10 protein-coding genes are annotated in these 11854 nt (G+C 60.5%); all 10 read right to left on the bottom strand.

Annotation, left to right across the window (positions count from 1 at the left end; translation table 11 throughout):
- Positions 1-45 precede the first annotated feature (45 nt).
- Positions 46-375 (bottom strand): GlpM family protein, encoded by a 330-nt coding sequence (locus HU743_RS05780; RefSeq protein ID WP_186550135.1) that lies wholly within the window; start codon positions 373-375, stop codon positions 46-48.
- 20 nt (positions 376-395) lie between these two features.
- The gene (locus tag HU743_RS05775) at positions 396-1724 is read right to left on the bottom strand and encodes a sigma-54 dependent transcriptional regulator (RefSeq protein ID WP_186549994.1); all 1329 of its coding nucleotides are present in this window, start codon (positions 1722-1724) and stop codon (positions 396-398) included.
- Positions 1721-3622, bottom strand: a complete 1902-nt coding sequence (locus tag HU743_RS05770; RefSeq protein ID WP_186647519.1) for an ATP-binding protein — start codon at positions 3620-3622, stop codon at positions 1721-1723. The genes HU743_RS05775 and HU743_RS05770 overlap by 4 nt, the downstream gene beginning before the upstream one ends.
- A gap of 215 nt (positions 3623-3837) precedes the next feature.
- On the bottom strand, positions 3838-4572 hold the full coding sequence (locus HU743_RS05765) for an amino acid ABC transporter ATP-binding protein (protein ID WP_016773390.1): 735 nt from the start codon (positions 4570-4572) through the stop codon (positions 3838-3840).
- Positions 4569-5240: an ABC transporter permease subunit gene (locus HU743_RS05760; protein WP_186549998.1), complete on the bottom strand. Its 672-nt coding sequence runs from the start codon at positions 5238-5240 to the stop codon at positions 4569-4571. The genes HU743_RS05765 and HU743_RS05760 overlap by 4 nt, the downstream gene beginning before the upstream one ends.
- A complete protein-coding gene (locus HU743_RS05755; RefSeq protein ID WP_186622590.1) occupies positions 5240-5986 on the bottom strand; it encodes an amino acid ABC transporter permease in 747 nt (248 codons plus the stop codon). The genes HU743_RS05760 and HU743_RS05755 overlap by 1 nt, the downstream gene beginning before the upstream one ends.
- A 193-nt stretch (positions 5987-6179) precedes the next feature.
- Positions 6180-7094 carry a glutamate/aspartate ABC transporter substrate-binding protein gene (locus HU743_RS05750; RefSeq protein ID WP_186647517.1) on the bottom strand — a complete coding sequence of 305 codons (915 nt, stop codon included), beginning with the start codon at positions 7092-7094 and terminating at the stop codon, positions 6180-6182.
- Between the two features lie 263 nt (positions 7095-7357).
- The gene (gene mtr / locus HU743_RS05745; RefSeq protein ID WP_186647515.1) at positions 7358-8617 is read right to left on the bottom strand and encodes a tryptophan permease; all 1260 of its coding nucleotides are present in this window, start codon (positions 8615-8617) and stop codon (positions 7358-7360) included.
- 150 nt (positions 8618-8767) lie between these two features.
- A complete protein-coding gene (locus HU743_RS05740; protein ID WP_186647513.1) occupies positions 8768-10096 on the bottom strand; it encodes an amidase family protein in 1329 nt (442 codons plus the stop codon).
- 31 nt (positions 10097-10127) lie between these two features.
- Entirely contained in the window at positions 10128-11837 is a 1710-nt protein-coding gene (locus HU743_RS05735) for an FAD-dependent oxidoreductase (protein ID WP_186647511.1), read from the bottom strand.
- Positions 11838-11854 lie beyond the last annotated feature (17 nt).

Here is an 11854-nt window from a genome sequence, read left to right as displayed (position 1 = left end):
GCGAGCCTGCTCGCGAAGGGGCCATCATGGTCGCCAACACTGACCTTAGCTGTGAATACGCACCCAAACGGTCACCAAAACAGTCGCCGCCATCAACCACGCGACCGCCGCCACGGCCAGCGACGCCTCCAGCCGCATCCGGTCAACCATCACATACAGCGTGGCCAGATAGACAAAGTACGGAATGATCGACCACATCCCAAACACGATCGTGGTTTTCAGGTCATCGATCGAGCGGCCCTTGCCAACGATGTAATGGGCAATCAGCGCAAAGGTCGGAAACAGCGGGACCAGACCTGCGATGTAATAGTTTTTGGTCTTTGACAGCGCCGCGATCATCACCACCACGGCGGCGCCCAGCAGGGCTTTGAATATCAGGTCCACGTCGTTCTCGCTTAATGGCTCAGGCCGTATTTTTTCACTTTGTCGAACAGCGTGGTCTTGGCCATGCCCAGTTCCAGGCTGGCCTGGGTCAGGTTGCCGCCGCTGCGTTGCAGGGCGTCGCTGAGCAGGTTGCGCTCGAATGCCTCCACCGCTTCGGCGAATGCCAGGCCTTGACCGCCGCTGCCGGCGCCGGACTTCTTGAAGGCCGGCAGGCCCAAGGCGAAGCGCTCGGCGACGTTGCGCAGTTCGCGCACGTTGCCGGGCCAGTCGTGGCTCATCAGGTGCGACAGGGTCTGATTGTCCAGCTCCGGCAATGCGCGGTCGAAGCGCAGGGCCGATTGCTGGGTGAAGTGTTCGAACAGTTGCAGGATGTCTTCGCGGCGTTCGCGCAGGGGCGGCAATTCCAGCGTCACCACGTTGAGGCGGTAATACAGGTCGCTGCGAAAGGCCCCCGCTTTGCTGGCTTCGTCGAGGTCGGATTTGGTCGCCGCAATCACCCGGCAATCCACCGCCACGCTCTGGTTTGAACCGAGGCGTTCGAGGGTGCGCTCCTGCAACACGCGCAGCAGTTTGATCTGCAACGGCAGCGGCATGCTTTCCACTTCATCGAGAAACAGCGTGCCGCCGTCGGCGTGCTCGATCTTGCCGATACGGCGCTTGCCGGCCCCGGTGAAGGCGTTCGCTTCGTGGCCGAAGATTTCACTTTCAAAGAGGTTTTCCGGCAGGCCGCCGCAGTTCAGTGCGACGAACTGTTTGCCGTGACGGCGGCTGAAGTCGTGCAGGCAGCGGGCGACCAGTTCCTTGCCGGTGCCGGTCTCGCCCTCGATCAACACGTTGGCCGAGGTGTCGGCGACGTTGGCGATCAGTTCGCGCAGGTTCTGCATCGCCGGCGAGCGGCCGATGATCCGTCCTTCCAGAGAATCGCGTTCGGCCAGTTGGCGCCGCAACGACGAGACTTCGCGGGCGAGGCTGCGTTGCTCCAGGGCACGCCGGGCGACGTCCACCAGACGCTCTGGCGAGAACGGTTTTTCCATGAAATCGTAAGCGCCTTTCTGCATCGCGCCGACTGCCATGGAGATGTCGCCATGGCCGGTGATCAGCACCACCGGCAGGCTGCGGTCGCGTTGCTTGAGGCGGGTCAGCAGTTCCAGGCCATCGATGCCCGGCAGGCGGATATCGCTGATGACGATACCGGCGAAATTATCGCCGACCTGCTCCAGCGCTTCTTCGGCACTGCCCACGCCGATGCAGGGAATGTCTTCCAGGGTCAGCGCCTGCTGGCAGCCGAGCAGCACATGGGGGTCGTCTTCGACAATCAGCACACTGAGTTCGTGGTTCATATTGGCTCGGCAGGTGTAGGGCTTACCAACGGTAAACTGAGGACGAAGGTGGTGCCACCGCTGGCCGGGTGTTCGACACCCAGATGGCCGCCGGTGGCGGCGGCGAGGCTGGCGGAAAGCGTCAGGCCCAGGCCCAGGCCTTGCTCGCCGGGCTTGGTGGTGAAAAACGGTTCGAACAAGTGCTTGCGCGCCTCGGCGTCGATGCCGTGACCGTTGTCACGTACGCGCAGGCGATATTTGCCGTTGAACTCTTCGCCTTCGAGCCACAGTTGCGGCTGCGCCTGGGCCTGCATGGCATCGAGGGCGTTGCCGATCAGGTTGAGCAGAATCTGTTCGAGACGGGTCTGGTCGATCTGCAATTGCACGTCGCTGAACTGCCGGTGCATTTGCAGCGCCGAGGTCTCTAGGCGCGCGCCGAGCACTTGCAGCGCGGCGTCGACCGCTTTGCCGAGGCTGGCCTGGCCCTTGTTATCGCCGCGCCGGGCAAAGGAGCGCAGGCTGGCGGTGATCCGGCCCATGCGGTCGATCAGGTCGTTGATGGTCTTGAGGTTGGTGCTGGCGACGTCGAGCTGGCCGCGCTCAAGAAAGCGCACGGTATTGCCTGACAACGTGCGCATCGCTGCCAGGGGCTGATTCAATTCATGGGCAATGCTGGTGGACATCTGGCCGATCGCGGCGAGTTTGCCGGCCTGCACCAGTTCATCCTGGGCGCGGCGCAAGGTTTCTTCGGCCTGGCGGCGTTCGCGGATCTGGCTCTTGAGCCGTTCGTTGCTGGCACGCAGATCGGCAGTGCGTTCGGTAATCCGTCGCTCCAGCTGGCTGTTGACTTCCTGCAAGGCTTCGCGGGCCGCGAGGCGGGTGGCGAGGACCTTGCGCCGCTCGTTCCAGGCGATCAGCAGGAAGGCGAACAGGGCGAACGCGACCGCCACCAGAATGCCTTGATTGATCGCCTCGCGGCGCAGGTCCTGCAGGGGCGTGAGCAGGGTGAAATTCCACGGCGTGTCGCTCAGCGGCCGGGTCTGCGCCAGGTAACTGATGTCATCCTCGTCGGACGCCACTTCGCTGTTGGCCGGGAAGGTGAGTTTTTCCACGCCTTCGGACAAGGTCTCGCGGGCCAGCGGTTGCAGCTCGTTGAGCGGGAACCAGTAGTACTGCAGGCTGCGGGCGAGTTTTTCCTTGACCTCGTCGCTCAGCGGGACCACCGATTTCAGCCGCCGGGCCGGATCGCTGGAAAGAATGATGATGCCGTTTTCGTCACTGACGAAGGCTTCCAGACGCGCACGCTGCCAGCGTTCTTCCATGGCTTCCAGGCGCACCTTGACCACCGCGACGCCGATGATCTTGCCGTGCTCTTCCAGGCCGTGGGCCAGGTAGTAACCGGGTTCGCCGTTGGTGCTGCCGATGCCGTAGAAACGCCCGGGCTGGCCGCGCACGGCGTCCTTGAAATAGGCGCGGAAGGACAGGTCCTCACCCAGGTAACTGTCGACATCGCGCCAGTTGCTGGTGGCCATGACGCGGCCGGTGGTGTCCATCACATAGATGGCCCGGCTGCGGCTGCGGCGGTTCAGGCCCTCAAGGTAATCGTTGACCGTTTGCCGGTGTTCCGGGGTCGGGTCGGCCAGCAACTGCGGCACACTCGTTTCGAGTTCCAGCAGGCTGGGCAGGTAGGTGTACTTGCTGATTTCGCTTTCGACCGCACGGGCGTGCAACTCCAACTGACGCTGGCCGTTCTCGCCGAGGCTGCGGATGCCGAAGTGCTCACTGGTCCAGAAGCCGATAAACCCCAGGCCGATCATCAGGGCGATGACCAGCGGCGGCAGGAACAGATGGCGAATCAGACGGGGCTTCACGGCAAGTGATGGCTTTGCAGCGCGATAGAGGGTGGGGTCGCATTTCATCACAGATGCCTTGGGTCAACCAGTTGCCATGCACAGCGCACCGGATTGCTGGAGCGGGGATCTGTGGCGAGGGAGCTTGCTCCCGCTCGGCTGCGCAGCAGTCGTAAAATCGGCCAGTGCGTTGTGTCAGATACAACGGCGTTTGCCGGTTTTGGGGCCGCTGCGCGACCCAGCGGGAGCAAGCTCCCTCGCCACAAGGGCAGATCGGTGTTGTCTTAGTGCTGCAGGATTTTCTCGAGGAAGTGCTGCGCGCGTTCGGAACGGGCGCTGATGTCACCGAAGAATTCCTCTTTCGGGCAGTCTTCGATGATCTTGCCCTGGTCCATGAAAATCACCCGGTCCGCCACTTTACGGGCGAAGCCCATTTCGTGGGTCACGCACATCATGGTCATGCCTTCGTGGGCCAGTTGCACCATCACGTCGAGCACTTCGTTGACCATTTCCGGGTCCAGCGCCGAGGTCGGTTCGTCGAACAGCATGACGATAGGGTCCATCGCCAGCGCACGGGCAATCGCCACACGCTGTTGCTGACCGCCGGACAGTTGCCCCGGATGTTTGTGGGCGTGCGCCGACAGGCCGACGCGCTCAAGCAGTTGCAGACCTTTTTTGGTCGCCTCTTCCTTGCTGCGGCCCAGCACCTTGATCTGCGCGATGGTCAGGTTTTCGGTGATGGTCAGGTGCGGGAACAGTTCGAAATGCTGGAACACCATGCCCACCCGCGAACGCAGTTTCGGCAGGTTGGTCTTCGGGTCGGCAATCGAGGTGCCATCAACCACGACGTCACCCTTCTGAAACGGCTCCAGCGCGTTGACGCATTTGATCAGCGTCGACTTGCCGGAACCCGACGGGCCGCAGACCACGATCACTTCGCCTTTTTTGACCTCGGTGCTGCAATCAGTCAGCACCTGGAAGTCCCCATACCACTTGTTGATATTTTTGATAGAGATCATACGGCGAACCTTTTTTGCAGTTGCTTGACCAGCCGCGAGGCGGCGAAGCTGATAATGAAGTACACAAGACCGGCGATAATCAGGAACTCGTTGGAGCGGCCGATGATGTCGCCGCTGGCGCGGGAGGCATTGAGGAAGTCAACCAGGCCTACGGTGTAAACCAGCGAAGTGTCCTGGAACAGAATGATGCTCTGCTGCAGCAACAGCGGGGTCATTTTGCGGAACGCCTGCGGCAGGATGATCAGGCGCATCATCTGCCCGTAAGTCATGCCCAGCGCTTGCGCCGCGCCCATCTGACCTTTGGGGATCGACTGCACGCCGGCACGGACGATTTCGCAGAAGTACGCCGCTTCGAACATCATGAACGCCACGATGCATGAGGTGAACGCACCGATCGGCGTGTCTTCGCCGGTGATCCAGCGCAGCACGAACGGCACCGCCAGATAGAACCAGGTGATCACCAGCAGCAGCGGGATCGAACGGAAATAGTTGACGTAGGCGCCAGCGATGCTCGACAGCAGTTTGCTGTGCGACAGACGCATCAGCGCGAGAATGGTGCCGAGAATGATCCCGCCGACCACGCCCATGGCCATCAGCTTGAGGGTCATCACCATGCCGTTCCACAAACCGGGAATGGCCGGGACGATGCCGCTGAAATCGAATTCCATTATTTACCCCCCACGGAGATCAGGCCGGGCACGGCGACTTTCTTCTCGACCATGCGCATCAGCAACATCAGGCTCATGTTGAGGGTGAAGTAGATCAGGGTCGCCAGGGTGAACGCTTCAAACAGGTTGGCCGAGAACTCGGCGGTCTGTTTGGTTTGCGCCAGTAGCTCCATCAGGCCGATCAAGGACGCCACGGAGGAGTTCTTGAACACGTTCAAAAATTCCGAGGTAAGCGGTGGAATGATGATCCGGTAGGCCTGGGGCAGCAGCACGTTCCAGTAGATCTGCGGCAGCTTGAAACCCATGGCGCGAGCGGCCGATTCCTGGCCGCGGGGCAGCGCCTGGATACCGGTGCGTACTTGCTCGCAAACACGCGCGGCAGTGAACAGGCCGAGGCACACGACGACGCTCAGGTAGGCCGAGGTGGTCGGGTTCAGGTCCTGTTTGTACCACTCCTGCATATCCGCGGGCAGCAGATCGGGTACCAGGAAGTACCAGATAAACAGCTGAACCAGCAGTGGCACGTTACGGAACAGTTCGACGTAGCAGGTCGCGATGCCCGACACGATACGGTTCGGTACGGTGCGCATCACGCCCAGTATCGAGCCCAGCAGCAGGGCGATGATCCACGCGACGATGGCGATGGCGATGGTCCAGCCCAGCCCGGAGATGAACCAGTCGAGATAGGTCTCGCTGCCCACGCCGGTGGACTTGAAGAACACGCCCCAGTCCCAGTTGTAATTCATTAGGGTCTCCCCTCGATTCGATCGATGTACAAGTGCCCGCCTGGGGAAACTCCGTTCCCGCCTGATGTGAACATCAGGCACACGCGATCGGCTCGACAGCTACCGGTTCGAGTGTTTCCAAAAAAGTGCCAGCAGGGAGTGACCATCCCCTGAAAAGGCAGGCGCCTCCTCAGGGGATAAGGTTAGTCAGAAATCAGGATTTCTTGTCGTCAGCCGCTTTGTCGGTCGGGTTGGCGATCAGGTTCTTGAGCTCGTCGCTCATCGGGAAGTTCAGGTTCAGGCCTTTTGGCGGAATCGGCTGCATGAACCACTTCTCGTAGATCTTGTTGATTTCGCCTGACTTGTAGGTGGCGACGATGGCGTCATCCACAGCCTTTTTGAACGGGGCGTCGCCCTTGCGCATCATGCAGCCGTAGATTTCGTACGACTGCGCGGTGCCAGTGACTTCCCAATCGGCGGCTTTCTTGGCCTTGGCCGCTTCGCCTGCGAGCAACGCGTCGTCCATCATGAACGCCACGGCACGGCCCGATTCCAGCATCTGGAAGGACTCGCCGTGGTCTTTGGCGGAGATGACGTTCATGCCCATCTGCTTGTCGGCGTTCATCGCCTTGAGGATGCGCTCGGAGGTGGTGCCGGCGGTGGTCACGACGTTCTTGCCTTTCAGATCGTCGAAATCCTTGTACTTGGAGTCTTTCTTGGAGAGCAGACGGGTACCGATTTCGAAGATGCCGACGGAGAAGTCGACCTGCTGCTGACGCTCGACGTTGTTGGTGGTCGAACCGCACTCGACGTCCACGGTGCCGTTCTGCACCAGCGGGATACGGGTCTGCGAAGTCACCAGGTTGTATTTGACTTGCAGGTTGGGCAGGTCGAGGTCTTTCTTGATCGCTTCGACGATGGCCAGCTGGATATCGTGGGAGTAGCCGACCGGCTTGCCGGAAGCGTCAGCGATGTAGGAGAACGGAATGGAGGCGTCACGGTGGCCCAGGGTGATGACACCGGACTCTTTGATCTTCTTCAGGGTGCCGGTGAGTTCGGCGGCGAAAACTGGCGTGCTGATCAGAGCGGCAGCAATGGCTGCGCCCAGGATATGGGGAACGATGCGCATCAAATTTTCCTCGACATTGTTTTTTTTATGGAGCCAGTTTGGCGGCCCTTTTTGTGCTTCGAATGCCTGACGGCTCCTGAAGTGTTGGCACAGCAGGCATTCGTCGAGAGAGTGTAGAGCATGACTCGTGCCAGACCAGTCGCGAATGCCTAATCTATTGATTAATAACGTTATTAAAGTTTTATGGCGGTTATTTTCATCTTGCCTGATCCGGCTAACCGAATTGACTGTGGAGTCGCGTTCGGAAAACCGAATGCTTGGCGTCATTTCCAGACAGGCAGGCAGTCAAACATGAACAGCAGGTGGGATATCGCGCATAGCCCACCAAATATCAGGATCAGGATGATCATCGGTGTGCCGCCCCATACGCGGTAGTGCGGGCTGCCAAAGCGCTTGCGCGAGGCCCGCGCCAGTAACGCCGGGGTGATGACCGCCCACAAGGTCGCCGCCAGGCCGGCAAATCCGATGGCATGGAGAAAACCCTCGGGGCAGAGCCACCCGCAGAGCATCGGCGGCAAAAATGTGCTCGCAGCGGTTTTCAGGCGACCCATTGGTGTGTCCTCGCAACCGAGCACGTCTGCCAGGTAATCGAACAACCCCAGCGTCACGCCCAGAAACGAGCACGCCACGGCAAAATTGGAGAAGAACGTCAGCAACAGGTCGATGTTGGCGCTGTTGAGGCGCGAGCCGAGAGCACCAATCAGCACATCGATATTGCCGCCCTGGCGGGCGACGTCCTTGAAGGCATCGCGGGGAATGTTGCCCATGCTGCACAGCAGCCACACCAGATACAGTCCCAGTGCGAGCAGAGTGCCGGCGAACAGGCAGGCGCGGATCCGCCGCGGGTCCTTGCCATAGTGTTTCATCAGGCTTGGAACATTGCCGTGAAAGCCGAACGAAGTCAGGCAGAAGGGCAAAGTGACCAGCAGGTAGGGCCAGTAGTGTTTATCGCCGCCGTCCACGTTCAGCAGCGTGGCGCTCTGCACATGCCCCAGCAAGCCGCCGAAGGTCAGAAAGAAGGCAAGGATCTTGGCGCCGAACACCAGCGTGGTCATACGGCTCACAGCGGTGGTGCTGAGCCAGACGATGAAGGCGACCAGCAATGTAAAAGCCAGGCCACCGAGCCGTGACGACAGATCGAAGCCCAGCGATTGCGCAGTGTGATGAATCACCGAGCCGCTGGCGGAGATATAGGCGTAGGTCAGCGTGTAGAGCACGAACACAATGCTCAGACCGTTCAAGCGGTTCCAGCTGCGACCAAGCAGGTCGCGGGTGATCGTGGAAAAGCTCGCGCCCTCACGGTAGTTGAGATTGGCTTCCAGAATCATCAGGCCTGAGTGCAACGTGCAGAACCAGGCAAACAGCAGCACGGCGATCGAGCCGTAGAACCACAGCCCGGACATGATCACCGGCAGCGAGAACATGCCGGCACCGACGATGGTGCCGCCGATGATCATGGCGCCGCCGAGAATTGACGGGGTGCGTTCGACAGCGGCAACGGCGGATATGGAGGTGACGCGCATGGCAGGGCCCGCAATTTGAATTGTTATAGGTGCATTGATGCAAGGCTCCTGTGGTAGCGAGCTTGCTCGCGATAGCGGTGTGGCAGACAAGGCTGATGTCGACTGGCACGGCGTCTTCGCGAGCAAGCTCGCTACCACAGGGATCGTGGTTTAACCGATGTTGAGCAGGTGCGACAGATGCCGCACCTTTGCCAGCAGAAAATCGTCCTGCCCCGCCAATGCATCGAACGACAGCCCCACCGGCAGCGCGCCCGCAGCGGCCACCGGAATACTGATACTGGGTGCAGCCAGATTGCTTGCCGGGTCGGTATTGCGCACGAAGGTTTCGAAGTTGCTTTCAGCCGAGCAGTCGCTGAGCAAGGGTGCGCTGCAAGTGACCGTCGGGTAGGCGATCAGGTCCAGCTGATGCTGTTCGAAAAGCGCCCGGTAAACCTTTTCCAGGCGCAGTTTGCTCATCAGCGCCTGCACGTAATCGGTATAGGAAATCGCCGGACTTTCCAGTTGCGCCGTAAGGATTCGCTTGATCGCCGGATCACGGATCTGCCCAATGATGTCGAGGAACTGCTCGCCGCGACCGGCCTTCATCAGGAACCTCGGAAAGTCGATAAAAAACTCGAAGATCGGCAATGGAAACTGAATGCCTTCGTTGATCTCGCCAATCAGGCTGTCATCGACCGGAACAATGCTGACGCCTCGATCGGCAAGCGTATCGATGGCTGCACGGCAGGCGTGGTGTACGTTGTCCTCCAGGTCGCTCCAGAGGAAACGCTCCGGAATGCCGACGCGCAAGGGACGATCTTCAGCTTGATAGCAGTTGGCCGTCAGCTGCGCGTGAACGAACTGGCAATCTTCGACTGTGCGGGTCAGCAGGCCGGGCGTGTCCTTGGTTTGCGACACCGGGACAATGCCGTCTGCCGGGTAGAGCCCGGTGCTGGGGCGAAATCCGACGATGCCGCAGAACGCTGCCGGGATCCGCACCGACCCGCCGGTGTCAGTGCCGACCGCACATGACACCAGCCCGGCGGCAACGGCCGCTGCGCAACCACCGCTACTGCCACCGGCACTGTAACGTTGATCGACCGGATTGATGACCGCGCCGTGAGCGTGATTGGCGGAAGTGACGCCGAATGACAGTTCATGCATGTTGTTCTTGCCGACGACTTGCGCGCCCAATTGCTTGAAGCGCCGAACGATGCCTGAATCGCTTTGCGGCACATAATCGGCAAGGCCCGGTGTGCCGGCGGTTGTCGGCATGCCGCTGACATTGATGTTGTCCTTGAATGACACGGGCAGGCCATACAACCCGGCGCCGCGTCCGGTGCTTTCTGCGCTGGGTGCTGTCGGGCCGAAGGTGATGAAACTGTTCAGATGGTGCAGTTGCGCATGACGCTCGCACAGGGTTTGCCGCCAGAGCTCCGGACAGTGCTGGCCGCTGCGGAATCCGCTGATGAGCTGTTCAATGGAAAGCTGGGAAGACATGATTGATTCTCGGCGAATGGACAGGGACGAATCAGCTGTAGCGGTAGTGCGAACGCAGGTCATCGAGCGGGTTGCCGGGCAGCAAGTCGCCACCCAGGCTGCTGATGACCGCGCACGCGCTGTTGAGCGCCGTCTGGATGCCGCCTTCGGCCCAGCCTCCGGTGAAAGATGCGCCGCAACCGGCGAGGTACAGACCGGTGTCCTGCTTTGGGTCGAGTGCGGTTCTGAACTGGTAGAACAGCTGTTCGGAGTAAATGTCGTCGCCAGGAAAATTCAGTTTGAAGGCGCCGAGTGCGTGCTCGTCGGTCAGCCAGTCGTATTCCAGAACGTAGCGCTGATAGTCACCGTCCAGCGGGATCAGGTGGCTGGCAAATTCCGGCGCACTCATCGCCAGTTCGTCGACCAGCCGCAGGCAGCGTTGCGCCTTGTCCTTCATCGAGACCATCTTGTGCGAGTCGTCTTCCCAGGTGTAACTGATCAGTACCACGCCCCAGGCGTCCGGGTCGTTGGGTGCATAGTCGAGGCAATAGACGCCCTTGACCAGCGTATCGGTCTGGATGTTCTGCGCCAGACCGTGCTTGAGCCAGAATTTGTCCTTGGTCAGGATGAACAATTTCGAAGAGCCGACCATGTGCGTCTCGTTGATCGCACGGGCCACGTCACGATTTACGAACGCCTGGTTCTGAGTGAGCTTGAGGTTCACCTGCAAGGCGCGGGTGGTGGTCGTGGTGATCACGCGGTCACAGGCATAGATTTCGCCGTTGCTGCCCGCCAGCAGGATCTGCCCATCCGCGCCTTTGTTGATCGATTCGATGCGTGTGCGGCAGATCATGTCGCGCAACTGGATGCCGTTGAAGGTGCTGTCGGCGATCCGCTCGGTCAGTGTTGAAATGCCGTTGGGCACCAGGCGCTGGTTGACCTCAAGGGCATTGATCACCAGCCGCAGGATCTCGGTGAATGAAGCGCGGTACACCGACTGGAAACCACCCGAGCCAATGCCCAGTGAGCCGAACAGATGGAAGTCTTGCGGTTTGCGCCAGGGTTTGCCGCCAGGCGGATTCTTGCCGGTGAAGATCTGCACCATAGCCGAGTAGAACGAGCTGTCGCCGAAGCAGTCCAGGTAGCGTTGCCACTCCGGCTGCACTTCGCAATAGTTGTGCTGTTTGAGCAACTCGGTCAGAAGCAGCGGCGGCGCCAGGCACGTGCCGTCGTCGAGGGTTACGCCTTCGCTGAGAAAAGCGCTCCAGCCTTTATGTACGGTGGCGAACAATGCCGGTGGCGGTTGCATCGCCGGCCAGTGATGGGTTTCGCCGCGGTAGTGAATTTCGGTATCGACGACACCCGGATCGGGAAACGCCTCAGTGGTTTCAATGCCGAAGCGGTTCAGGTAATGAAACAACCCGACCTCGCTGGGTGGAAAGCGCATGGCGCCCATTTCGGCAATGAACTGTGGCTGGTTCTCGTCGAAGCACCGGGTCAGGAAGCGCCCGCCCAGGTGCTGTTCTTCCGCTTCGAATACCGTAACGCGGCGCGCGCCGGCACGCAGCAGTTCATACGCGGCGACCAGCCCGGTCAAACCGGCGCCGATGATACCGATGTGCTTTTGCGCGCTGTGCGGCGGCAGACAGCCGACGGCCTGGCTGGCGTTGCGCAGGAACTGGCCGTAGTCATACAGCAGATCGACGTAGGGAAAAGACAGGCACGCGGACGCCTGGTTGGAGCCGTTGGGGATTGAGTTCACAGGAAGTCTTCTCGGTC

This window comes from Pseudomonas sp. SWRI99 (genome assembly GCF_014270125.1).
Lineage (GTDB): Bacteria > Pseudomonadota > Gammaproteobacteria > Pseudomonadales > Pseudomonadaceae > Aquipseudomonas > Aquipseudomonas hamedanensis.
Note: the sequence above shows the minus strand (reverse complement) of the source record. Positions and strands in the feature narration are given on the sequence as shown.